At 37.8% G+C, this 24,249-nt stretch carries 22 protein-coding genes and 2 pseudogenes; 23 read left to right on the top strand and 1 reads right to left on the bottom strand.

Annotated elements, in window-relative coordinates; all coding sequences use genetic code 11:
* Positions 1-7 precede the first annotated feature (7 nt).
* The 20 genes and pseudogenes from O2S85_RS16300 (at position 8) to O2S85_RS16200 (ending at position 20,343) form a co-directional block, all read left to right on the top strand.
* The gene (locus tag O2S85_RS16300) at positions 8-661 is read left to right on the top strand and encodes an amino acid ABC transporter permease (RefSeq protein ID WP_269410352.1); all 654 of its coding nucleotides are present in this window, start codon (positions 8-10) and stop codon (positions 659-661) included.
* A gap of 33 nt (positions 662-694) precedes the next feature.
* The gene (locus tag O2S85_RS16295) at positions 695-1,441 is read left to right on the top strand and encodes an amino acid ABC transporter ATP-binding protein (protein ID WP_269410351.1); all 747 of its coding nucleotides are present in this window, start codon (positions 695-697) and stop codon (positions 1,439-1,441) included.
* Positions 1,442-1,922: 481 nt separating this feature from the next.
* Positions 1,923-3,368, top strand: a complete 1,446-nt coding sequence (locus O2S85_RS16290; protein ID WP_269410350.1) for a sodium:solute symporter family protein — start codon at positions 1,923-1,925, stop codon at positions 3,366-3,368.
* 128 nt (positions 3,369-3,496) lie between these two features.
* The gene (locus O2S85_RS16285) at positions 3,497-4,669 is read left to right on the top strand and encodes an NAD(P)/FAD-dependent oxidoreductase (protein WP_269410349.1); all 1,173 of its coding nucleotides are present in this window, start codon (positions 3,497-3,499) and stop codon (positions 4,667-4,669) included.
* Positions 4,645-5,565, top strand: a pseudogene (locus O2S85_RS16280) (MFS transporter). Before O2S85_RS16285 ends, O2S85_RS16280 begins: the two are co-directional and overlap by 25 nt.
* 855 nt (positions 5,566-6,420) lie before the next feature.
* Positions 6,421-6,966 carry an HAD family hydrolase gene (locus O2S85_RS16275; RefSeq protein WP_269410348.1) on the top strand — a complete coding sequence of 182 codons (546 nt, stop codon included), beginning with the start codon at positions 6,421-6,423 and terminating at the stop codon, positions 6,964-6,966.
* A gap of 184 nt (positions 6,967-7,150) precedes the next feature.
* Positions 7,151-9,928: a sigma-54-dependent transcriptional regulator gene (locus O2S85_RS16270; RefSeq protein WP_269410347.1), complete on the top strand. Its 2,778-nt coding sequence runs from the start codon at positions 7,151-7,153 to the stop codon at positions 9,926-9,928.
* Positions 9,929-10,021: 93 nt separating this feature from the next.
* Positions 10,022-10,441: a PTS sugar transporter subunit IIA gene (locus O2S85_RS16265; protein WP_269410346.1), complete on the top strand. Its 420-nt coding sequence runs from the start codon at positions 10,022-10,024 to the stop codon at positions 10,439-10,441.
* 17 nt (positions 10,442-10,458) lie between these two features.
* Positions 10,459-10,929 (top strand): PTS sugar transporter subunit IIB, encoded by a 471-nt coding sequence (locus O2S85_RS16260; protein WP_269410345.1) that lies wholly within the window; start codon positions 10,459-10,461, stop codon positions 10,927-10,929.
* A gap of 27 nt (positions 10,930-10,956) precedes the next feature.
* Entirely contained in the window at positions 10,957-11,733 is a 777-nt protein-coding gene (locus O2S85_RS16255; protein WP_269410344.1) for a PTS mannose/fructose/sorbose/N-acetylgalactosamine transporter subunit IIC, read from the top strand.
* Positions 11,714-12,577 (top strand): PTS system mannose/fructose/sorbose family transporter subunit IID, encoded by an 864-nt coding sequence (locus O2S85_RS16250; protein ID WP_269410343.1) that lies wholly within the window; start codon positions 11,714-11,716, stop codon positions 12,575-12,577. Before O2S85_RS16255 ends, O2S85_RS16250 begins: the two co-directional genes overlap by 20 nt.
* Before the next feature lie 77 nt (positions 12,578-12,654).
* Positions 12,655-13,728: an SIS domain-containing protein gene (locus O2S85_RS16245; RefSeq protein WP_269410342.1), complete on the top strand. Its 1,074-nt coding sequence runs from the start codon at positions 12,655-12,657 to the stop codon at positions 13,726-13,728.
* A 29-nt stretch (positions 13,729-13,757) separates the two neighbouring features.
* The gene (locus tag O2S85_RS16240; protein ID WP_269410341.1) at positions 13,758-14,768 is read left to right on the top strand and encodes an SIS domain-containing protein; all 1,011 of its coding nucleotides are present in this window, start codon (positions 13,758-13,760) and stop codon (positions 14,766-14,768) included.
* Between the two features lie 101 nt (positions 14,769-14,869).
* Positions 14,870-15,534 (top strand): annotated as a pseudogene (locus O2S85_RS18665) (HAD family hydrolase).
* A 206-nt stretch (positions 15,535-15,740) separates the two neighbouring features.
* On the top strand, positions 15,741-16,409 hold the full coding sequence (locus O2S85_RS16225; RefSeq protein WP_269410338.1) for a GntR family transcriptional regulator: 669 nt from the start codon (positions 15,741-15,743) through the stop codon (positions 16,407-16,409).
* Between the two features lie 47 nt (positions 16,410-16,456).
* Positions 16,457-17,161 carry a DUF2848 family protein gene (locus O2S85_RS16220; RefSeq protein WP_269410337.1) on the top strand — a complete coding sequence of 235 codons (705 nt, stop codon included), beginning with the start codon at positions 16,457-16,459 and terminating at the stop codon, positions 17,159-17,161.
* Positions 17,161-17,958, top strand: coding sequence for a carbon-nitrogen family hydrolase (locus tag O2S85_RS16215; protein WP_269410336.1), 798 nt, complete (start codon positions 17,161-17,163; stop codon positions 17,956-17,958). Before O2S85_RS16220 ends, O2S85_RS16215 begins: the two co-directional genes overlap by 1 nt.
* A 12-nt stretch (positions 17,959-17,970) precedes the next feature.
* Positions 17,971-19,269, top strand: coding sequence for an MFS transporter (locus O2S85_RS16210; protein ID WP_269410335.1), 1,299 nt, complete (start codon positions 17,971-17,973; stop codon positions 19,267-19,269).
* Between the two features lie 362 nt (positions 19,270-19,631).
* Positions 19,632-20,039 (top strand): HAD family hydrolase, encoded by a 408-nt coding sequence (locus O2S85_RS16205; RefSeq protein ID WP_269410334.1) that lies wholly within the window; start codon positions 19,632-19,634, stop codon positions 20,037-20,039.
* On the top strand, positions 20,029-20,343 hold the full coding sequence (locus tag O2S85_RS16200) for an HAD family hydrolase (RefSeq protein WP_269410333.1): 315 nt from the start codon (positions 20,029-20,031) through the stop codon (positions 20,341-20,343). Before O2S85_RS16205 ends, O2S85_RS16200 begins: the two co-directional genes overlap by 11 nt.
* Positions 20,344-20,410: 67 nt before the next feature.
* Here the strand turns inward: O2S85_RS16200 and O2S85_RS16195 are convergent, their stop codons facing one another.
* Entirely contained in the window at positions 20,411-20,632 is a 222-nt protein-coding gene (locus O2S85_RS16195) for a PLP-dependent transferase (RefSeq protein WP_269410332.1), read from the bottom strand.
* A gap of 372 nt (positions 20,633-21,004) precedes the next feature.
* Between O2S85_RS16195 and O2S85_RS16190 the strand changes: the two genes are divergently transcribed.
* The 3 genes from O2S85_RS16190 (at position 21,005) to O2S85_RS16180 (ending at position 24,008) form a co-directional block, all read left to right on the top strand.
* Positions 21,005-21,562, top strand: coding sequence for an RNA polymerase sigma factor (locus O2S85_RS16190; protein WP_269410331.1), 558 nt, complete (start codon positions 21,005-21,007; stop codon positions 21,560-21,562).
* 498 nt (positions 21,563-22,060) lie between these two features.
* Entirely contained in the window at positions 22,061-22,654 is a 594-nt protein-coding gene (locus O2S85_RS16185; protein ID WP_269410330.1) for a sigma-70 family RNA polymerase sigma factor, read from the top strand.
* A 250-nt stretch (positions 22,655-22,904) separates the two neighbouring features.
* Positions 22,905-24,008 (top strand): DnaD domain-containing protein, encoded by a 1,104-nt coding sequence (locus O2S85_RS16180; protein ID WP_269410329.1) that lies wholly within the window; start codon positions 22,905-22,907, stop codon positions 24,006-24,008.
* Positions 24,009-24,249 lie beyond the last annotated feature (241 nt).

The raw sequence follows: 24,249 nt of genomic DNA, 5'->3' as shown, positions 1-24,249 counted from the left end.
GATACAAATGGATTTTACCATCATTATTGAATCGTTACCTCCTTTATTAAAAGCTACACTGATAACTATTTTGTTGGCATTAGTATCGGTAGTTTTTGCATTAATATTGGGGTTTTTTACAGCATTAGCCAGAATCTCAAAAATAAAAGTGTTAAAAGCAGTTGGATCCTTTTATATATCTATTTTCCGTGGTACCCCTCTTTTAGTACAAATTTTTGTCATTTACTATGGTCTACCACAAATAGATATTGAATTAAGCCCGATAACATCAGGAATCCTCGCCTTAAGTTTAAACGCAGGCGCCTATCTGTCTGAATCATTTCGGGCAGCTATTTTAGCCGTTGATAAGGGGCAAATGGAGGCCGCTGTTTCTATGGGGATGACATATGGACAGGCAATGAGGCGTGTTATTTTACCACAAAGCATTCGCATTGCTATTCCGACGTTATCTAACACATACATTATTTTAATTAAAGATACATCGCTGGTGTCCGTTATCACCGTTACAGAGTTACTGCAAATGTCTACATTAATCATTGCCAAAACTTTTGAACCTTTAACCATTTATTTATTGGCTGCCGCACTCTATTGGGTTGTCATTTCATTTTTTACTGCAGTATTAGATCGTCTGGAGAAGCGTACCTCCAAGCATGTTGCCTAAGGTGTTCTGCATTTTGAAAGGAGGGGGAAAATTGTGGATGTCATAAAGCTTGAAAATATCAAGAAGTCATTCGGTGATAATGTTGTCCTTAACGGTATTAATTTCACGGTCGGTAAAAATGAAGTTGTAGTTATCATGGGTCCAAGCGGTTCAGGTAAATCTACGTTGCTGCGTTGTATCACTTTTTTAGAGGAACCCGATAATGGAGTCATAAGACTTGGTGGAGTTGAGTTGGAAGCGGGACTGCCACATAATAAACAAAGAAAAACTGCTATAAGAGAGTTACGTCAAAATACCGGTTTTGTATTCCAACAATTTAATTTGTTCCCACATCGGACAGCTTTGGAAAATGTAATGGAAGGTCCGATGGTCATAAAAAAGATGGATCATCAGCAGGCCAAGGAACAAGCGATTGAATTACTTACGAAGGTTGGATTAGCTGATCGAGTGAATCACTATCCGGCACAACTCTCGGGCGGTCAACAACAAAGGGTAGCCATTGCAAGAGCATTGTCAATGGAGCCAATGGTTATGCTTTATGATGAACCTACTTCAGCATTAGACCCGGAACTGGTTCGGGAGGTTCTTCTGGTTATGAAAGATCTTGCTAAAGAAGGCATGACAATGGTAGTTGTAACACATGAAAAGGGATTTGCTAAAGATGTTGCAGATCGGGTTATTTTTATGGATGATGGATTAATTGTGGAAGAAGGCAGTTCGGATAAAATGTTTGGTGATCCGGATGAGGAGCGTACGAGGCGATTTTTGCAGGATGGGTAGAGAGCGTATTTAACTTAAGTAAGGATGAAAATGCTATGCTCAAACATTAGGTTTGAGTATATTTTTTTGGCCTAAACATGAACAATTACTTGTGAAATTTAACCTTGCCATAAATTAACTTAAAAAAGAAGTAGGAGCACACTTTTACTAATAAACTAGTACTATTTTTTTATGGTGACACTATTATTGGATTAGGCACACTTTACAAATTTAATGCTTAAAAATTCGTGCCTCTGTCCGTGAGTAGAAATGGAAACAAAATATTAAATCTTATTATAATTATTATTCAACATTCCTATTATTTAAATTTGATGCAATCAATTGAAAAGATAAACAACATTGTATAGTATAGACAAAAACAATTTATTTATAAAAATGTAATATTAAGTATTCTTTTTATAAATGATTTTGCAAATAAGGAAAAGACGTAAGAAAAAGATACTGCTTTCTAAATGTAAGTAGACACAAGGAGGTATGTAAGTTGGGCATAAGTATTTTTGATCTCATTATACTACTAATTTATTTTGTGGTGGTTTTATGGATTGGGTATTATACGATGAAAAAGGTATCCGATTTTAATGACTATTCAGTTGCTGGAAGGACCATGCCATTTGCGCTAATCTTTGCTACTATTGGAGCCACACTGGCGGGTGGAGGAGCGACTGTTGGTAGGGTGTCTTTCGTATACGAAACCGGGATTGTTGTATTTTTGGCTCTATTAGGGGTAGTAATTAGTCAGACATTAATCGGTTTCTTTTTAGCACCCCGCATTCGGGAAATGGATAATGTACATACTATTGGGGACATTATGGAATTTTATTTTGGTCGTTCTGGGAAACTTTTAACTAGCATATTTTCGTTTTTATTTATGATTGGAATGTTCGGTGTGCAGGCTTTAGCGTTAGGTCGTATCCTAGAACCAATTATAGGGTTACCCTTCGTCGTGCTTACTCTTCTTGGTGCCTTAATAACCATCGCCTACACCTGGGCCGGTGGAATGTTAGCAGTTGTATATACAGATGCAATCCAATTTATCCTACTTGTCGGTGGTATTGCTACTGCGACAGTCATCGGGCTAAATAAAATGGGCGGAATGACAGAGATAATAGATAAAGCCGCCTCCATTGATACAGATCATTTGGTGCTTTTTGGTGGCCCATGGACAGTAGGAGTATTTATATCCACTTTCTTAAGTTTTCTTCTGGGTGAGGCTTTGGCTCCTCACTATATACAACGATATGCTGCCTCCAAGTCATCTCGTATCACTGCATGGAGTACTGTGTCTTTTGCAATAATGTATATCTTTCTTACCATTGTAATTATGGTAATTGGACTGATAGGATTCATTGTTTTTCCAAACATGAATGGCGACATGGTTTTTGTTAATTTTGTTATGGAATATCTACCAATTGGAGTGATTGGGCTTGTTTTTGGAGCGTTACTTGCTGCAGTTATGTCTACAGGGAGTTCAATCTTAAATACCGCCGCAGTTATATTTTCTAAAGATATTTATGGGGGACTAATTAATAAAAATGCAGGGGATAAAGCCATGTTGAAATGGGCCAAATATGGGACTTTATTTGTTGGAATTGCCGGTGTAATCGTTTCCTTAATGATACCTAGCGTGATGGATTTAATGCTTTTTGGTTTTCAATTATGGGCACCGTCCGTATTGCCCCCAATGGTTATTGCATTACTTTGGGGAAATCCTTTAGAACGGAAAGTTTCACCCCGCGCAGCAGTACCTGCCATTGTGTCCGGTTTAGTTACTACAATCCTATGGTTAAATGTTTTAGGTGAGCCGTTTGGTATACCAGCCATTGTAGTAGGCATCGTTATAAACCTTTTGGTGTTTAGTATCGTGCATAAGTTAACAATTAACAAATTTAAAGGCGAATTAGGGCATTCAAAGGAGGTTGTAAAATGAGCGGTTGGGACTTCTTGGTTTATTTTTCCGTTGGAGTTTGTTATTTATCTTGTTTAGTCGTTATAGTCGGGTGGATTAAACATGCCAAAGAAAAATAAATGATATTTTGCAAAGGGGATATTAAGTTTATGAGTCAAAAAATAATAGTGATTGGTGGCGGGATTATAGGACTTTCTTCTGCCTATTATCTTAGTAAAAGTGGATACGATGTAACCATATTGGAGAAGGATTGTTTTGCAAATGCTAGTTCAAAGGGGAACCAAGGCTGGGTTTGTCCAGCTCTGCATACGCCTGTTCCTGAGCCAGGGCTTGTAGGAAATTCCCTTAAATGGCTTATGAAAAAAGATAGTCCATTATATATTAAACCATCAGCACTTCCTAGTTTATCCGGATGGCTGAGCCAATTTATGAAGTATTGTAATGAAAGGGATTTCAAGTCGGGAGAAGATGCCTTGCATAATCTTAGCCAAACAACATTTGAGCTTTATGATTCATTGACATCCGAAGGGCTTGAATTTGAGATGTATTACGAAGGTATGTTGTTTCTATTTTTAAATGAAAAAGAACTTCAACAACATATAAATAAGTTTAGTGAAAGATCAAATTTGTATGGACATGAAAACCCGATTGTCTTTTCGCAGGATGAAATTAGAAAGATAGAGCCTAATGTTTCTGATGACGTAATTGGTGGATTGTTATTAAAAGAACAACGTCATGTAAATCCAGAATCTTTATCGAATGCTTTTATAAATAAATTGGAAGATTCCAATGTTACTTTACTTGAAAATACTGAGGTCACTGATGTTGAACTGGATGAGAATAGGGTTGTTGCCATCAGTACAGGAGAAATGAAGATGGAGGCAGATACATTTCTTTTGAATGCTGGAGCTTGGTCGGGAAAACTTGCCGAAAAATTTAGTTTTAACTTGCCTGTTCAAGCGGGAAAAGGTTACAGTGTTACAATAACTAATCCGAATTTAAACTTTTCCCACCCTTTGTACCTTGGGGATACGAAGGCAGGCGTTAGTCCTTTTAAAGATGCTGTGAGAATCGGTGGGACGATGGAATTATCCGGTATTAATTCCAAAATGGATAAAAACCGAATCCAAGGAATAAGAAACTCGGTAGCCAAATATTTAAAGGCTGAATTACAAGGAAAGACTGAAGTAGAATGGTCAGGAATGCGGCCTATGACTCCAGATGGATTACCGGTAATTGGTAAGATCCCTAATCTTGATAACGCCTTTATTGCTACTTATGGCAACCGGTCTAGTATATGGCTACAGTTTCGTCAGGAGTAATAGGGCTAATGGTGTATTTATTGCATGCTGAAGAATATTTATGGCGATGGGCGGTAGGTTTAGGGGCAGTTTTTGCGCTAGCAGTATTTTTTCTTAGGATAGCTTACATGAAAGAAAGTCCATTATGGGCCGCAAATAATTTACCTATAAAGGAAGCAATAAAAATTGTAGAAAAGACATACAATATTACGATTGTCAATAAATCATTGGATACGGATCAAAAAAGCGATAACAAGCCATCGTCGTTTAAACTGCTTTTTCATAAAAGATACAGAGCACGTTCATTCCTTGCCTGGATTATTTCGATTACTCAAACAATGCAATACTATTCATTAGGGTTTTATATTCCGATTATTTCCGGATATATTTTTGGTCAAGGGATGATAAATAGTATTTATGGGACTATAATTTTTAATTTGTTCGGAATATTAGGGGGATTCTTTGGTGCTTACTTAACTGTTCGTATGGGAACCAGAAAATTAGCCATATACGGATTTGCGGTTGTTGCAGCTAGCTTAATATATATCTGATTGATATATGGACATTCGAATATTCTGCTTTCAGCTTTGCCAATTGCAACTTTTATATTTGCACACTCTGCTGGACCAGGCCCTCAAGGAAAAACAATTGCAGCAGCTTCTTATCCAACTTCTCTTCGTGCCTTAGGAACTGGTGCATCGGAAGCAGCAAATAAGGTAGGTAGTATGTTTGGTTTATTCTTTTTCCCGATGGTTCTTGCTGCTGTCGGGCTGGCTAAAACGATGCTTATTTTAACCTTAGTCCCAATAGCCGGTTTGATTGCAACTTCATTAATTAAATGGGAATCTGTTGGTAAGGATGTTGAAAATGATGTGATTGAGGAAGGTAAAGATACCTTAAATGGGATGCAGGTATAGGGAAATGATATTATCAAGAATGATTAAATATTGAGGGCTTGGATAAAAGCATAGACAAAGCAGAGCAATTTATTAAAGAGAATATCTTTGGTAAAGGGAATAAATAAAGTAGCCGATAATTTTAATCTTGATAGGCTACTTTATTTTAATGGTGAATTGGTTTATTGGCTGTTTGATAAAGTGCTGTTCCAAAATCGAGTTGGACTATATGATTGATATTGAAAAGTCTTAACATCAATGATAAGGTCTGCACCAATTTTCCCATCTACCACCAAAGAATCCGCTTAAAAAATATTGTATTTTTTAAACCAGGAATCTCTTCAACAAGTGAGTCATTATCTATTGGATATTCATCCATCTATGCAGTCAATCTCGCGGGATCTGGATACAAATTTGGTGAAAATTTAAGAACAGCATAATTAATAGTTTCAAGTCCTTGCCAATTCGGTTGGCTATTATTAATGGATGTTCTTTACTTTTGGCAGAAAATCCGGTATCCGTGGCCCTGCATTAATAACAAGCATTCGAACTCAGTAATCAATTCCGTTAATCTTAATCCTAACCCCTGTATACAATTTTATGCTTGAATTCTTGAAATACAGTTTGAGGGGTTTGTATAAACAAGGAAGATCTAAAGAAATTTAATCCTTAAAGCTGTACTGGCCAATTTGTACTTTTCAATAATCCGTATTATAGTAGATTAAAGAATTGACTTATTGTATTTCTCCTGTTTGATCAGATGTTTATCGAGCACACTGGATGGAATGCGAGGATTAATATTCCATTTAAATTGATGATTAATTGAATAAAAGACAAATACTTGTCGGATAGCATTGGAAATAGAGGTGCTGAAATGTGATTTCATATGTTATTTGGGATCTAGGGGAAACTATTACCACTCCCCCGCCTGGAGGAATGGATTTAAAACCGCTTAATGAATATCCAGACATAAAGTTAAGAAAAAATGTAGACGAAGTACTTAAAACAATTAATAAGTTTGGCCTAAAAAATGCAATTCTAAGTAACACTGCACGTAGTGATAGTAACGCGGTTAAAAAGCTACTAAAGAGACTTGGAGTTCTTGAACTGTTTGAATATGTATACGCAACGCAATCTGAGTTAGATCCGAATATCCCGGAGAAACCGGATGCAATTGTTTATAATATGGTGTTGGATGATCTTGGTATAAAAGCTAGCGATGGAATAATGGTAGGTAACACGTGGGATACGGACATTATTGGGGCAAATTATGTTGGGATGCATTCTATTTGGTTACAGAATCCATCGGTGTCTGTTAGGAAGGATAGGGAAACAAAAGTGAATAATCCACCGTGGGTTATACCGATATGGGACGTTGATTCGGTGCCAACAGCAATAGAGCTAATTAATAGTGGTGTATAATCATAACCACCCGTTGAACGGGTGGTTATGATTATGACTTTAGTAGTTGAGACAGTAGTTGACGAAACAGAAATCAAGTGCATACTATAGAATATTGGAAACAATAAACATTTCATCTTGTTTGAAAAAGTCTTATAATTGAAGTGGCACAATTGTACTAGAATAACAACAAGGGGTGACACAGATGTTGAAAGGAGATTTACTTCATTTCCTTGAGGAGAAAACGCCATTATTTCATATAGATAGCCCTTCAGATGAATTCACGGCAAATAAAATGGCAGAACTTTTTAATGTTAAGCGCAACACAATAAGTCAATACCTTAATCAAATGGTAGATGAAGAAAAAGTGATTAAAATTAATACACGACCAGTTTATTTTTTACATCGTGGCGTGTTTGAAAACATTTTTTCTCCTATTCAAACCTGTGTTTTTGATAGTTTGGAATCAGTTAAAACCCAAATTGATAGCGCAACCAATAATATTGATATTTTTAATCAATTAGTTGGATCAGATGGAAGTCTAAAAAAAGCAATTGAACAAATAAAATCATCCGTACTGTATCCAGATGGCGGTCTACCACTTATCTTATGTGGACCAACGGGTGCTGGAAAAAGTTATACTGCCAACCTTATTTACCAGTATAGTGTCGAAAAAGGAGTATTGCCAAAAAATGCTCCTTTTATTAGTTTCAATTGTGCACAATATGCAAATAACCCTGAATTACTTTCTAGTAACCTATTTGGTTATGTGAAAGGTGCATTTACAGGAGCTGATCAAACTACAAAAGGAATGCTGGAGGTTGCAGATGGCGGTATTTTATTTTTAGATGAGGTTCACCGGTTGGATGAAGAAGGTCAGGAAAAGCTATTTACATTCCTTGATCAAGGAGTTTATCGCAGAATGGGAGAAACAGAGGGTTGGCATCATGTGAATGTAAGAATTATTTTTGCAACAACCTTAGATCTCGAGGGGAATTTTCTTAAAACATTCTTACGCCGGATTCCTATACGTATAACGATTCCAAGTCTTGAACAGCGAGAGGCCAAGGAAAAAAAGCAATTTGTATATATGTTTTTGATCAACGAAGCAAAAAAGGTTAATTTGCCGATTCATGTTTCAAATCGGGCCTTGGATGCACTGACAAAACATCATTATCAAGGTAACCTGGGTGATTTGAAAAATACGATTAAATATTTGGTAGCATCATCCTTTGCAAAAGATACACAATCAGACCGTATATCCATTTCGCTGTATGATCTGCCTGATACCATTTTGCGGGAAACAATCCAACCAACTGATCGGAAATTGAAGCATAACAGTGAAGTCATCATCGAGCCTACTGCCACATTGCATCAACTTTTTGAATCAAATTTATCGCGTACAGATGATATTAAGAAGACATATGATACCATCTTGCGTTTATTTCAAGATAAATATGAACAAAACTTGGACAATAAGTACTTGGAACAACATATTTTTAATGAAATCCTTGCTTTATTCGACAGATTCATTTTTAATACGAACAAAAGTACTGGTGCCCTCCTGGAGGTTATTACAGTAAATGTACAGGCAATTATTAGTTATGTAGAAAACACGAATAACGTAAAATTCAATGGAAACAGTGTATTTGCCATGGCACACTTTCTTTATTTTAAGGGAAACGCAGCTATAGAATGGTCAGCTGAGCAGGGGAAAATCATTGATCAAATGGATCTTTTTGTTTCAGAAAATTACCAATCGGAACTTTTATTAGTAAAGCAGCTGGTTGAACTGTTAAATAATAAACTTGATGTACACATTAGCAAAATCGATGAATCAATCCTAACATTTTACTTGAGAAGCCAATCGATTGAACCGGTCAGCAACCAGCGTATGAGGGCTATTATTTTGGCGCACGGCTATGCTACGGCAAGTAGTATTGCCAACGTTGCGAACCGTTTGCTTCATGAAAATATATTTGAGGCTTTTGATATGCCACTGGACACATCAGTAGACGATATTGTAAAAAGTGTTCTGCAGTATGTTGAACGTACGGATGTTTCTAATGGGTTGGTAATTTTGGTAGATATGGGCTCATTGAAGGATATTTATTCACAGTTCATGAAATATATGAATGAGCCGATTGCGATCATTAACAATGTCTCTACACAAATGGCCTTATTAGTTGGAGAAATGCTTAAAAAAAGAACTTATTTACAAGATATGATTGAAAAGTTAAAAACCGCCATTGAGACCGAATATAGCATCATCTACCCGGAAAAGAAAAAAGAAAAGGCGATTATCACATCTTGTTTTACAGGAATGGGAACAGCTTTACAAATTCAGAAACTATTAGAGAATAGTATTCCTCAGGATCAGGAATTGAAAATCATTGCACATGATTATAACAGATTAGAGGAATCTGGTTATACGGATGCCATATTTCAACTGTATGATGTTTTGGCAATAGTAGGAACCGCTGACCCGAGAATAAATGAGGTGGATTATATTTCTATTGAGGATTTAATTTCTGGTCAGGGGGAGGGAAAGCTAAGAAAAATATTTAAATCTGTAATTGGTAATGACCAAATTGAGGTTATAAATAATAATCTTTTGCGAAATTTTTCACTTGAACGAGTAATTGATTCCATTACCATCCTGGATACAGAGAAAATCATTACTCATGTTGAAGAATTCCTAAATCGATTGGAAATGTTAATAAACCAGAAGATTACAAACGATAAAAAGGTAGGCTTATATGTCCATACAAGCTGTTTAGTAGAGCGTCTAATTCGACAGGAACCGATAAAAACGTATCCTAATATTAATGAGTTTATGAAGTGTCATAAAAATACGATAAAAATAATAAAAGAAGCATTTAGTGTCATTGAATCCATATACAGTGTCGAAATAAACATTGCTGAAATCGGATACATTTATGATTATATTGCGGCAGATCCCGTAGAGGAAACCGTTTTCTAAAAGAATAACCAAAAATTTTTAAAGCGTGCCACTAACTTGGCACGCTTTTTGCATTTACTAAGATGATAGAAAGATTAGTGAAGGGGGATAGGAATGAGATATCTATTATTGGCTTCCCATGGAAAACTGGCTGAAGGAATTCTTGATTCGACAGAAATGATCACTGGTAAGCATGACAATGTTTTTACAATTAGTGCTTATAAGCATGAGGAAGATGATTTGAATAGGCAATTGGAATCGGTAATGGTGCAAATCAATCATGATGATGAATTGATTATTGTTACGGATATATTTGGCGGTAGTGTTAATAACGAGTGCATGAAACTGCTGGACGATACAAGAATCCACTTAATCGCTGGGTTGAATTTAGCATTAGTGATTGAACTGGTCACACAGATGAATTTCAAAATAACTACCGATGAATTGATCCATACATCCATAAAAAATGCGAAAGATGCGATGTTGTATTGCAATCAAGTTATCCAGGACGTACCAACGAATGAAGACTTTTGATGAAAGGATGAGCAGATATGATTAAATTGCTTCGCGTAGACCATCGCTTGTTGCACGGACAAGTTGCCTTCTCCTGGACACAAAATTTGGGAGCGGATTGTATTTTAATAGCTAACGATGATGTGCCAGTTAACGATTTGCGTAAAACGACGATTAAACTGGCCAAGCCTCAGGGTGTAAAGCTTGTTATCAAAAACATTGAGGATTCTATCAAAGCTTTACAAAGCGGGGCGACAGATAAATATAAACTTTTCATTGTCGTTGAATCTGTTGCAGATGCGCAGAAACTATCCGAAGCCTATCCGGCCATTGAGCAAGTAAATCTGGGTGGTGTGAAGGCAAAGGAAGGAAGCAGAAATATTTCCAAAGCAATAAATCTATTGCCTGAGGAAGAGAAACTAGTGAAGAAAATGATTGAAAAAGGTGTAGAAGTAGAAATTCGACAGGTTCCTAATGATAAAAAGGTTCTTGCTAGTACTGTCATTTAAAGCAAGCAGCGATTGGGGGAATTTACTATGATTACGGCATTATTATTAGGCTTGATTGCTTTTGTGGCCCAAAGTGAATATGCCCTTGGTACGAGTTTGATATCCCGTCCAATCGTAACGGGCATGCTTACCGGGTTGGTAATGGGCGATGTCAAAACAGGTCTTATTATGGGGGCTACTTTAGAATTGGCTTTTATCGGAGCCTTTTCCGTTGGTGCAGCAATCCCACCCAATGTAGTAGTTGGGGGCGTATTGGGGACTGCTTTTGCCATATCTTCCGGAGCTGGTGCGGAAACAGCTTTATTGCTGGGCTTGCCGATTGCTACGTTAGCACTGATCTTTGAAAATTTATATATGGGTGTCGTGCTTCCAATCGTTCTTCACAAAGCGGATAAATATGCGGAAGAAGCCAACATCCGGGGTATTACAATAATGCATGTATTAGGTGGTTTGGGAATGTCTACCATGATAGGTGCGATTGTATTCATTTCATATTTTGCTGGAAGCGATGCAATTAAGAATGTTTTGGATGCCATTCCTAGTCCAGTACAAACGGGCCTTGAAGTGGCAACAGGGCTTATTCCGGCATTAGGTTTTGCCATGTTGGCAAGGTTGTTAATTAATAAGCAGGTAGCACCATACTTCTTCTTGGGATTTTTAATTGTTGCCTATTTAAAGGTACCGGTAACCGGTATCGCATTACTAGGTGCAATTGTTGCAGTTGTTATGGTAAATGTGATGCAAACGCAGAAATTGGCCACAGAAAAAGGAGGAGTGATGGACGATGACGACGAAGATTTCTAACGATAATGGGATCAAACAGGAGGAAAAGTCGCTGGAAAAATCGCCAGAAATCAGCAAAAAAGATTTAAATCGATTGTTTTGGCGCTCATTTCAGATGGAATTTTCATGGAACTATGAACGTCAGGCAAGTCTGGCTTACACCTACGCCATGATTCCAATATTGAAAAAGCTGTATAAGAAAAAGGGCGATTTATCCGCCGCTTTGAAACGTCACCTGGAATTTTTTAATACGACGCCACATATTGTCACGATGATATTGGGTATTTCGGCAGCCATGGAAAAACAAAATGCAACAGATTCCAAGTTTGATTCTTCATCGATTAATACGGTAAAAGCATCCTTAATGGGCCCCCTAGCTGGTATTGGTGATTCCTTTTTCTGGGGGACCCTTAGACTCATCGCAACCGGAATTGGTACATCCTTGGCGTTAAAGGGAAATATTCTGGGACCGATTCTATTTTTACTCGTTTTTAATGTTCCTCACATTGCTCTTCGTTATATTTTGACGAAGATCGGTTACAAAATGGGAACAGGCTTTTTGAAAAAATTGCAGGAAAATGGAACAATGGGTAATTTGACATTTGGAGCAGCAATATTAGGGCTGATGGTTATTGGCGGAATGAGCGCAGACATGATTTCCCTTGATGTTCCATTAAAGATAGGAAGCGGCGAATCTGCCACAGCTGTGCAAGATATCTTGGATGGTATCATGCCTGGACTGTTGCCTCTGGCTGCCTTTGGGGTTATTTATTGGCTACTTGGAAAAGAAGTCAAGGCAACAACTATTTTAATCGGGATCGCTGTTGTCAGTATCCTGGGTGCGTGGGCAGGTATATTTAGCTGATTTTATATCAGGCACCTTTTTTATAAAGATTTGTCCATCAAAGCAACATCATATTCTTAAATTGGAGGGAGTTGATAATGTTGAAAGAGACGATGATGGATTACATCCATGAAGAAGAAAAAACATGTAGGGAAATAATAAGCAATTACAATGACAATCTTCAGTCGTTTAAACAACTTATCGACGAGAAACAACCAAAACATTGGCTGATACTTGCAACCGGTTCAAGCCTTAATGCGACATTAAGTGCAAAATATTATATGGAAAAAATGGCTGGAATCTCGATCGAGGTAATCGAACCATTTACATTTGTTCATTATGAAAAGGTAAAATCATCTACAGATTTTATCCTGGCTATTTCACAAGGCGGGCATAGTTCTTCAACAATTGAAGCAGTAAAAAAAGCAAATTCGCTCGGAAATATTCCTACCGCTGTTCTTACCGCAAATTTGGATAGTCCGATTGCGAATGCTACAGACCTAGTAATTGATATTGGTAGTGGTGTGGAGAAAGTAGGATATGTAACTAAAGGTTTTTCTGCTACGGTACTAACCTTGATGCTAATGGGTATGGTTGCGGGACATGTGCTTGGAAACCTGAGTGAGGAAGAGGTATTGAAAGAAATTGCTGAATTTGATGTGGCAATTGAAAGCATACCCTCCGTCATAGAACGTACAGAAAGCTTTTATCGTCAATTTGCTGATGAACTAAATCAAATTCCACGCTTCGCAACTGTTGGATATGGTCCAACAGTCGGGACTGCAAAAGAAAGTGAAACAAAGTTTACAGAAACCGTTCGGGTCCCTACACAAGGTTTTGAATTAGAGGCTTTCATGCATGGACCATATTTAGAGGTAAATGAATCGTATGGATTATATTTCATTCAAACAAAAAGTCCGCATGCAACAAGATTGAAGAAATTAAGTGCGTACTTTTCGGGATACACAGACCATTGCTTTACAATTGCTACTGGCAATGCGGATGGAAATAAAACATTGTCCATCGGAATAGAGCTGGATGAGTTTAAAAGTCCTTTATTGCTTGTGATTCCTTTTCAAATCCTTGCCTATCGCATCACAACTGGCAGAGGTATTGACCTTCAAGAAGACATTTTTGGGGATTTTGACGACATTCTTAAAAGCAAAATATAATATAATACACATCTTGGGAGGAAAACAATATGTTGAAATTTGATGAAGAATTATACCTGAAAGATGGAAAAACAACTTATGAAACTCGCGAAAGAATAGAGCATGTTGCAGATGAAATTTCGCGGGAAGGATATGAAAATATATTTTTTATCTCCGTTGGTGGTTCGATTGCCATCATGCTACCTGTTGTGGAAATGCTCAAGCAATTAAGTGATGTGCCGGTATATGCTGAACAAGCGGCCGAGGTCATTCTTACAGGTCACCGCCAATTATCCAAGGATTCTTTGGTAATTATGTCATCAAAATCTGGGGATACGAAAGAAACCGTTCGTGCTGCAGAATGGTGTAAAGAAAATGGATACCGCGTTGTTTCCCTTGTAGGCACACCAGATGCTCCATTAGAAAAGTTGAGCCGTTGGGTTATCCCAAATAGAGCAAAAGATGGTGTGGAATTCGAATACATGGAAATGTTTATGCTTATATTTAAACTTCTTGCCAATCGAAATGAATTTCCAAGGTATCAAGAGTTTGCTGATCAATTGAAAAAGCTACCCGGAAATCTGGTAAAAGCTAAGCAGAAATTTGAGCCGATTGCGGATGAAATTGCAAAAAACTATTATAAGGAACCTTACAACATCTGGGTTGGTGATGGTGAAATGTGGGGTGAAGTCTACCTGTTTGCAATGTGTGTCCTAGAAGAAATGCAATGGGTGCGTACAAAAGCAATATCATCATCCGAGTTTTTCCACGGAACGTTGGAATTGGTTGACGAAAATGTACCAGTTTTCCTTGTTAAAGGGGAAGGGAAACGTCGTGCACTTGACGAACGGGTGGAAAAGTTCTGTAAGCAATACACGAAAAAATTAATAGTCTTTGATACTAAGGACTATGAATTAGAAGGAATTGATGAGGAATTTCGCTGGATTTTGGCTCCGACAATTTCTACAACGTTATTGGTCGATCGCCTCGCAGTCTATTATGAAAAATATACTGGTCACGATTTGGATATACGTCGTTACTATCGCCAATTTGATTATTAAGAAGAAAGATATTATTTAATCCAAGGCAGGGAGTTCTTCTTCTCTGCCTAATTAGCCATGGATTTTTTATGTTACAAATATAGGGAATGGGAGAAAGATGAATGAAGAAGAATTTAAAGCTTGTCATATTTGACATGGACGGATTATTATTTGATACGGAACGCCCCTCTTACAAAGCAATGAACCGATCCATGAAAGCCTATGGGTTTGATTTTTCCTTAGACATATATAAACGTATGATTGGTATCAATGATCAAGCAAGCAAGAATATCATCAAAGAAGTTTGGGGATCAAATAATCCAATCGAACAAATTTTCAAAAGATATGACCGAGAATTTAAAAATATATTGGAAACAGAAGGAATCACGGTGAAAGCCGGGGCTCTTAAACTGTTGGATTGGTTGGATGAAAAAATTTTAAAAAATGTATTGCCTCTTCAAGTAGTAGAAATACAATTGCAAACTACTTATCAATGGCGGGATTAACAAACCAATTCGATTTTTATGTTAGCGGGGAAGAGGTTGACAACGGAAAACCGGCTCCAGATGTTTTTCTGGAAGCATGTAGACGGGCAGATGAAATACCATCATCTGCAATTGTATTCGAGGATTCACTTCACGGATTACGAGCAGCAACCAAGGCGGGGATCCCTTGTATTATTGTGCCGGACTTGATTGAAACGAATGAACAAATGCGAAGAGATGCCTATCGCATTGTTTCAAATTTGAAAGAAGCAATCAACGTACTTGAAAGGGATGTAAAATGAAGCTTTTGAAAAAATAGCATATAAAATATTGGATCGATTATTTTGAAATTGCCTTAAGAGGTGATTTCTTTTTTATTTGATGATAGTTTTTATGTTTTTAAAAGGGTCACACTACTAATATAAATTTTCTTCAAAAAGTTAATATTGACAACCCACATTTGTGTTCTGTACAATGTATACATAATACAAGCATGTGAGGTACCAAAATGAAAAAGATAGATTTGAAACCAATTGCAAGAAAGAAAACCACGAAGGAAATTGTTTATGAGGATTTAAAAAGGGCTATTTTGACAGGTTCTATCAACAATCAAGAAATACTAACTGAAACAATGTTATCAGAAACAATGGAAATTTCTAGAACACCAATAAGGGAGGCGGTTGCTGATTTAATTAAAGAAGGATTACTGGTACAAATTCCTAGGAAGGGGTTTCATGTACGGAAAATTACAGAGAATGAAAAGGAACAAATTATCTTTTTACGATTATCTATTGAAACGGAAGGGTTAAAAAAACTTTCTCCTATTATTACAAAAGAACAACTGCACACACTAAGGGGAATTGTTGCTGCACAAGAACAAGAGATGGTGAATAATGATCGCATTAAGTTTATTGAATTAGATCAAATATTCCATCGTCAAATTCTAACATTCGCGAATCAAAATCTGCTAGAGCAAATACTTCAGGAAATGTATAATCTCACACGACTAGTTGGCCATAATGCGCTAATGAAAGAAGGTAGAATGGTAGAAGTAATTCAAGAGCATAGGCAGATTTTAAATGCTTTGGAAAACAATGATGCTTCTAAAGCTGTAGAGCTAATGAAAAACCATTTAGAGATAACAAAGGCAAATGTTAAAGCTGTTAAGGAGAAATAATATTATTTTTCGGATACCAGAAAGCGCTAACAAGGAGGAACTTATTTATGAAACAACTATTAAATAATTCTACTTATCAAATTGAAGTTGAAGGTAAGGCAAGAGATTTAAAAATTAATAAGGCATTTTGCATTGGCTACTCAGGAAGGGATAAAGAGAAAACATGGGAGCATATCAAGGAACTTGCTGAAATTGGTGTGCCTGAACCAGAGGAGGTTCCAGCCCTTTATCCAGTAGCAGTTAGTACATTGAATCAGTATGAATCGATAGAGGTTGTTGGTGACCAAACAAGCGGGGAAGCGGAGATTGTACTGATCTTTGGAGATTCTCCGGAAGAAATCTATTTAAGTGTTGGAAGTGATCATACGGATCGTTCGCTGGAAACAGTTGATATTAATAAGTCAAAACAAGTGTGTGATAAACCATTTGCCAAAAAGGCATGGAAAATTGACAAGGTAAAGGACTATTGGGATCAATTAGTATTATCGTCGGAAATGATGGTAGATGGAAAATGGGAAAAATATCAGGAAAACCCGATATCCTCCATCATTTCATTGGAGGAAATAAAGGGTTTCCTTCAAAAGAAGAATGTACCTTTAACAAATAGTATTGTATTTTCTGGAACGGTTCCATTGCTTGATGGGTTTAAATATGGTGAGAAGTTTAAAACAATCTTGTTTGATCCAATTACCAATGATTCTATATCGACCGAATATAAAATTATAAATATAGCTACCGGGGAGGAATTTTAATGAAATACGCAATCTATCAAATGGATATATATCCAGGTGATCCGGAGAAAAATAGACAAAAAGTAAAGGAATGGATGGAACAAGAGGTGAAGAAAAATAATCCTGACACGGTAGTTTTACCAGAAATGTGGACCACTGCTTATACACTTGATGATTTGGACAAGTATGCAGATTCCGATGGGGAACCCACAAAAAGCTTTTTAAGAGACTTGGCCAAAGAATTAAATATAAACATCATTGGCGGTTCTGTTGCGAATAGGGTTAAGGATGACTTTTATAATTCTTCATTTGTTTTTGATCGTTCAGGAAAATTGGTTTATGAATATGACAAGGTTCATCTTGTTCCAATGCTCAAAGAACCTAAATACCTAACAGGTGGGCAACATGTTCCAGAAGTATTTGAACTTGAGGGTGTCAAAATGGGTTTAATCATTTGTTATGATTTACGTTTCCCTGAAGTTGTCAGAACGTTAGCACTTGAGGGGGCTCAAGTGCTGCATATTGTGGCTGAATGGCCGGATGCTCGAACCAACCATTGGGTTAATCTCCAAATAGCAAGGGCCATTGAAAATCAGATGTATGTTATCTCCTCCAATAGGGTTGGGTCATATAATGGGACTCGCTTTTGCGGGAATTCGATGGCAATAGATCCATGGGGGGATGTTTTAAAACAGGGATCAGACGATAGAGAAGAAACATTAACAACCCAGTTAGATTTAGAAAAAGTTAAACAAGTTAGAAATGATGTACCTATTTTTAGTAGCAGAGTGCCACATTTATATAAAACTGGTTTGTAGGGGGAAGCGCAAATGAATAAACAAGGGGAAGAGAAAGTTTCAATCGATCGGAATAAACAACAAAGAATTGCTGGTATTTCAAGTGTACTAGGCTCAACCATTGAGTGGTATGATTTTTTCCTTTATGGAACCATGGCTGCTATTGTATTTCCGCATTTATTTTTTACAAACAATGATCCATATGTTGCTACCTTATTAACTTTCACGACATATGCCATTGGTTATATCGCGAGACCAATAGGAGGAATTTTATTTGGGCATTTAGGGGATAAGATTGGTAGGAAAGTTTCTCTAGTTGCAACACTAGTTATCATGGGGGTAATGACTGTTCTTATCGGGTTATTACCAGGATACGAACAAATAGGACTAGCAGCACCACTCATATTGACAATCATTCGATTTATCCAAGGAATTGCTATAGGAGGGGAATGGCCAGGATCCGTACTCATTTCGATGGAGTGGGGTACGAATAAAAATAAAGGGTTCATGGCTACCTTGCCACAGATTGGCGTCCCGCTTGGTTTAATACTTGGAACTTCAGTAACATCCCTTTTTATATCGATTTCCGGTGATGGTTTTCATACATGGGGCTGGAGAGTTCCGTTTATTCTTAGCATAGTTTTAGTGATTGTAGGATTAGTGGTTCGATTCAATTTATTAGAGACTCCTTCATTCCAGAAAACGTTGGATAAAAAAGAAATGCCGAAGTTACCTTTTGTTTCAGTGCTTAAGGAATATCCTAAACAGGTTATTGCAGGAGTGCTCTCCAATGTGAGTAGCGATGTTGCCTTTGGTGTGTTTGCTTTCTATACCACGACATACGGGATAAATTATTTAGGTTTAGATGACTCCGTTTTTGTTAACGCAACACTTACAGGTGCGATTATCTCAGTGTGTGCCATATTCTTAACTGGATATATAAGTGATAAAATAAGTCCTAAAAGAATACTGGGATTTGGTAATGTATTACTCATCTTGTGGGCTATACCATATTTCTCTTTGCTTAATACCAAAAGTGTTGGATTGATTTTCGTAGCGATTATTGTAGCTTTTATTATTCATGCTACGATGTGGGCACCATTAGCTCCAGTAATTGCCTCGAGTTTTCCAACCCATCTTAGGTTCAGTGGATCGGCAATAACATTTATGTTGAGAAGTGTAATAGGCGGAGGACTTGCTCCATTGACCTCCACTTACCTTCTTAACCAGTTCAATAGTGGTTACGCTATCAGTGCGTATATTATTGTAACAGCAGTGATCGCATTATTTGCACTAAAATATGTCGATATAAAATATCAAAAAGAGAACTAAATCCAGGGGATGGGATGGAAATATTGGACATGTCAAAACCCGTCTTCTTACCAGTATAACCAGGATAAGTGAAAAAACTGAAATAAAACCTCATAACACCTAATGTATAAAGCCCCGGTGATACATCCCCAAATGTGTATTACTGGGGTATCATTAATATAATGTTCTTTCTTAATAAATTCCCAATATCTTTATAACTGTTCCACATTTTTCTTTGGTTGCTTGCTCCTTACTGATTTCCTAAAGAAGCGATTCTTTTATTTTTCTTAGAAAACGCTTAAAAAGTCCTTTGTATAGGAAAAGTCTTCTCTAATTAAATGTGATACAATGATTTTAAACATTACGAATTGGGGGAATTATATATGACTTGGCCAAAAGCAATTACATTTGATTGTTACGGGACATTGATTGATTGGGAAGGCGAAATTCAGATGATATTTAAAGAGATACTTGAGAGGAACGGTGTAAAGAATGTTGATGTTGTCGCGTTGCAGCGTCATTGGGAGAATATTCAATTTGATTACATTCAAAATCAATACATGCCGTATAAAGAAGTGCTGAGAAACACTTTACCAATGGCCTTTAATTATTTTGGATACCCTTTCACGGAAGAGGATAGCCGATACTTTGCGGAATCCATGGGGGAATGGCGGCCATTTCCCGATACGATAGATGCCTTGTTGGAGATTAAGAAATACACAAAAATCGCCTTGCTTACGAATACTGACGATAGCATTATTGAGGAAACAGTATCAAGGATTGAACGTTGATTTTGATGAGATCGTTACTGCGGAGCAAGCTGGTGCATATAAAGCGAATCACGATGGCTTCCATCTATTGTTGAAGAAGCTAAACCTCGATAAATCAGATATACTTCACACTGGGTTTGGATTCAAGTACGATGTTGTGCCCGCCTCAGAGCTTGGTATTACTTCTTGCTGGGTGAACCGTTATGGTGAAACCCGACCTGCCAATGTTAAAGAAGATTATTTAGTTGGTGATATGAAGACGTTAGCCCTTCTTGTGAAAGGTCTAGCTAGTTCAAGCATCAACCCAGTTCGATATGAAGGATGATGGGGGCTATTTCTATATATTGTTTGAGAGACACTAAGAAAACAAGAGTATTTTGAAGATATTTTAATTATATAGAAGCAGCGGTTGTTGGATTAGCTGTTCGGCTGTAAAAATACACATCTGGTGTCCAATTCATTCCTTCATCAACGGCAGATTCTTTATCCTGAGCAGACTCAAAAGCGAATGTTGAAGTTTGATAGATTGGTGTGTTAAGCGCCCTTGTGACGGGATCTGTTGGTTCACCAGCTTGGATAGCACGTGTCGAAAATGCATACCTATCTCGATTCAAAAAAAATTCCTCCCTAAATCAAAGTTGTAATTATCTTATGTGATTTTCACTGTAAAAGAACCTTAACCCGAATTATTCACAGAAATCTTATGATGGGATTGCTTATATTAATTGTGACTTTATACCCTAAAATGTCATAAAATAGACACAAATACCCATCGTTGCTATTTTCCCTTTTCTAATTATTTTTAGACATAAACCACTAATATTCGAGTTTAATCGACATGCTTAGACCGTTGTTTCGGGTTGTTTCGACAAATTAACGACTTGTTTGCAAGATTTGGAAATCATTGGCAAAACCTGCGATAATAGGAGTTAGGATAGCGCTATCACTTTATATTGGAAAGCCGGCTTTTTAGAAAGAGGACAGGAATGAAACAAAACGTTCGAGAACCTTTTGAGGAAGTTTTTAAGATACATGAGAGGCAGATTTATTATCTCATCCGTAAATTAAACATCGATGATTCTCACCAGGAATTTTACCAGGAAGGGCTATATGCCATGTGGGAGGCGGTTCAGACTTTTCAACCTGGGAAATCACAACTATCGACGCATCTTCATAATACGATTCGCAACCGTTTAGTTGATTTGATGCGTATAAAGAAACGTCGACAACGCCATGATTCTATTTATTGCAAAGCAGAAATGCAAAAACTAGGGAGTGGGAATCATTACCGCGACACTGATATTCCTATTCAAGAGGAACTGGCTGTAACAATCCATGAAACGGATCTGTGGGAAGAACTGAAACCCTTGTTGACCACGAATCAAAGAAAATGGGTGAAGTACTATATTTTTATGGATATGTCGAATCGGGAAATTGCCGAGCAGGAGCATGTTTCTATTGATGCGGTGAAAAGCTGGGCGAAAATGGCGAAACAAAAATTGAAAAGGAAGGGCTTAGAAAGGGATTGGCCCGAAATAAAATGACGTGACATAAATGAGAATGGTTTTGTTGAGATGGAGGAACAACTGCTTATCTATTGATGAGCAGTTGTTTTTTAATGAACTTATGCAGGGATATTTCATTTTTGATAACAGATGAGCATATGTCTTTGCTTTCTGGAACTTTTGCACCAAAAAACTGTGACACTTTTTAAATAAAAATAAAATTTTCAATAAAATATGCCCCCAAATAGGCCTTCAGAAACGATAATAGTAATAGGAGGGGTTATAAATAAAATATAGGTTAAAAGTTATATGAAAGGTAAGCGTCCTGATACATTCATACTATCGTGGATTATCCCCATGTTCCTTGCATTGGTCGTGCTAGTCCTTGTCATTTCCTAAAATTAGACTTTGTGACATGAATAGATTTGTTGCTATCATTTGTGAGATTCCATTAACCTTTTTCACACGATTCGGATGATAATGTGGGATATCTGCTTTAGTGTATTTCGTATTATGTAGAAAATGAGGAGGAGAAAAATGAATAAGAAGGAAAATAGTCTTGAGGAAAGCAACAATGGGGAAAACAGTAACGAAAAGAAGACAAGTTTTGAGGAAATCTTCAAGCAGAACGAACGGCGGATTCATTACCATATTCATAGGCTACATATTCAGGATCCGCACAATGAATTTTTTGTAGAAGGTCTGTATGCGATGTGGTGTGCCTACAAGAAATACAAGCCTGACCAGGGAGTGATGTCCACTTATTTCAACTTCACTATTCGCAATCGATTAATTGATATGCTCCGCAAGAAAAAGCGGGAGAATCAACACCAAGAGACATTTGTTCAACATGAAAAGCTAAAAATCGATAACGGTAACCGTGACTGCAAGACGAATCTGCCTATTCCCGATACAACCGGGATAGAAGTACAAGATGAGGCGTTCTGGAAGAAGATGCGGGGGATGCTGACGGACAATCAGTCGAAATGGGTGAAATATCATGTGATTGAGGGCCTGCCTTTGGCGGAAATTGCCGAACAAGAAGGAGTCACGGTGGATGCAGTGAAGAGTTGGGGGAAGACAGCCAGAAAGAAACTGAAAAGTGTCGGGGTTAGAGAACTGCTGGAATAGGTGGGACAGGTTCATTGTCCCACCATTATTTTCCATGTGGGGATGGGAGGCAATCGTTTTGAGTTGTGCGGAAATTGATGAGTTGCTTGGGTAAAGCGTTTGAGTAAAGCATATAGCCGTTCGAACAGGTGAGAAAGCGTTCTGGAAAGGCGTGTGACCACTCGAACTAGTGAGAGAAGCGCTCGAGAAATGTATGTAAACTCATTTTAGAAGTAATAAATAGCTATTTTATTAGAAGGGATAGAGAGGCATGAATTACATAAAAGAAATCAATGCATTTTACGATCGCCTGGAACGGGAACCATTATCAGCATCCGCAATTAATCTGTGGTATACGTTAATGCATATCAACAATAAAGCTATGTGGGCAGAGACGTTTACCGCATCTGCCACAGTATTGCGGTTTAAATCGGGGTTGAAGGAAAGTTCATTTAAGCGGGCACGGGCGGAATTGAAGGAGAAGGGTTACATTGATTATGTGTCACGCCCGAGGAACCAAGCGCCGGTTTATCGAATGGTGTCGTTATCCATGGAAATAAACGGTAATGATGAGCATACTTGGGTTTTAGAGGAACGTGGTAATTTCCATTGGGATCGTGGTACCGAGGATTGGATAGACCAGCCGATGAATGACGGTACGGAGTATTTGGATGGTCAGGACGTGACGTATGCAAGCACGCACCGGTTGACGGATTCGGAAGCGGACCACCTAATGAACCAGTGTGGGGATGTAGAGCGAATGACTGAACGAGGTGTGGACCACTTGACGGGCCAGCCGGTGAACCAGCATGTGGAACGGGATATGGACCAGGGTACGAACCAAAATACGGGCACATTAATTAAACATAAACAAGACATAAACCAAATAAAACAAAACCAAGCATCTGCTGCAACGGACGTGTTTGTCTTTTACCAGCAAAATTTCGGCCAGATTCGTCCGTTTATGACAGATGAGCTATTACATTGGGTGAATGATATTGGCGAGCCTTTGGTACTGGAAGCCATGAAGCGTGCGGTGGAACATGATAGAATCACATGGGCCTACGTGAAAGGAATTTTGCTGGATTGGCGTAAGAAAGGGATTTCGAGTTTAGAAGACGCGCAGGCGGAGGAAGTAGCTTTTCGGAAGCAACGACTTGGGCAAGTTCACGGTGCGACGGCTGCTCGGGCAGGGGGACAGCGCACAGAAGTTGTGCCGGAGTGGTTTGATGATTATAAACGAAAGCAGGAAATCAGGGCAGAGAAGAAGGCAGCAGCGTCGACAAGGGTAGAGACAGAGGAGGAAAAGGCAGAATTTGAGGAGTTACTGGCGGAGTTTGTTGGCAAGGATAGGAGGGGAGAAGTGCGGGTTTAGGGTGCCTGTCACTTCCTGAATTTTGTCGTATAAAGGGGTGTGGTGCTATTGACCACTTAAGCACACAGTTGATAGGCATGGATGACCTTCAATGGATGTTGTCTCCGTGAATGTTGTATACGAAATCAACCTTTATTTACATTAGCAGAAAAAGAACAGGTAAATAAAATTAAATCCAGTCTTAGTGATAAAAACTTCTGGTGAAAGTCCTTATAACTTAGAGAGTTTAATCTTTCGGGAA

Origin of the sequence: Lentibacillus daqui (assembly GCF_027186265.1) — a bacterium.
Classification (GTDB): domain Bacteria; phylum Bacillota; class Bacilli; order Bacillales; family Amphibacillaceae; genus Lentibacillus_C; species Lentibacillus_C daqui.
The sequence above is the reverse complement of the archived record's forward strand: the minus strand, read 5'-3'. Positions and strand labels throughout refer to the sequence as shown.

Excerpts from the sequence above, each read along its gene's own strand:
- O2S85_RS16260 (WP_269410345.1), top strand. The coding sequence starts at position 10,459 with ATGATTAAATTGCTTCGCGTAGACCATCGCTTGTTGCACGGACAAGTT.
- O2S85_RS16210 (WP_269410335.1), top strand. The coding sequence starts at position 17,971 with ATGAATAAACAAGGGGAAGAGAAAGTTTCAATCGATCGGAATAAACAA.
- O2S85_RS16225 (WP_269410338.1), top strand. The coding sequence starts at position 15,741 with ATGAAAAAGATAGATTTGAAACCAATTGCAAGAAAGAAAACCACGAAG.
- O2S85_RS16190 (WP_269410331.1), top strand. The coding sequence starts at position 21,005 with ATGAAACAAAACGTTCGAGAACCTTTTGAGGAAGTTTTTAAGATACAT.
- O2S85_RS16285 (WP_269410349.1), top strand. The coding sequence starts at position 3,497 with ATGAGTCAAAAAATAATAGTGATTGGTGGCGGGATTATAGGACTTTCT.
- O2S85_RS16270 (WP_269410347.1), top strand. The coding sequence starts at position 7,151 with ATGTTGAAAGGAGATTTACTTCATTTCCTTGAGGAGAAAACGCCATTA.
- O2S85_RS16240 (WP_269410341.1), top strand. The coding sequence starts at position 13,758 with ATGTTGAAATTTGATGAAGAATTATACCTGAAAGATGGAAAAACAACT.
- O2S85_RS16180 (WP_269410329.1), top strand. The coding sequence starts at position 22,905 with ATGAATTACATAAAAGAAATCAATGCATTTTACGATCGCCTGGAACGG.
- O2S85_RS16245 (WP_269410342.1), top strand. The coding sequence starts at position 12,655 with ATGTTGAAAGAGACGATGATGGATTACATCCATGAAGAAGAAAAAACA.
- O2S85_RS16215 (WP_269410336.1), top strand. The coding sequence starts at position 17,161 with ATGAAATACGCAATCTATCAAATGGATATATATCCAGGTGATCCGGAG.
- O2S85_RS16250 (WP_269410343.1), top strand. The coding sequence starts at position 11,714 with ATGACGACGAAGATTTCTAACGATAATGGGATCAAACAGGAGGAAAAG.
- O2S85_RS16220 (WP_269410337.1), top strand. The coding sequence starts at position 16,457 with ATGAAACAACTATTAAATAATTCTACTTATCAAATTGAAGTTGAAGGT.
- O2S85_RS16185 (WP_269410330.1), top strand. The coding sequence starts at position 22,061 with ATGAATAAGAAGGAAAATAGTCTTGAGGAAAGCAACAATGGGGAAAAC.
- O2S85_RS16255 (WP_269410344.1), top strand. The coding sequence starts at position 10,957 with ATGATTACGGCATTATTATTAGGCTTGATTGCTTTTGTGGCCCAAAGT.
- O2S85_RS16205 (WP_269410334.1), top strand. The coding sequence starts at position 19,632 with ATGACTTGGCCAAAAGCAATTACATTTGATTGTTACGGGACATTGATT.
- O2S85_RS16300 (WP_269410352.1), top strand. The coding sequence starts at position 8 with ATGGATTTTACCATCATTATTGAATCGTTACCTCCTTTATTAAAAGCT.
- O2S85_RS16265 (WP_269410346.1), top strand. The coding sequence starts at position 10,022 with ATGAGATATCTATTATTGGCTTCCCATGGAAAACTGGCTGAAGGAATT.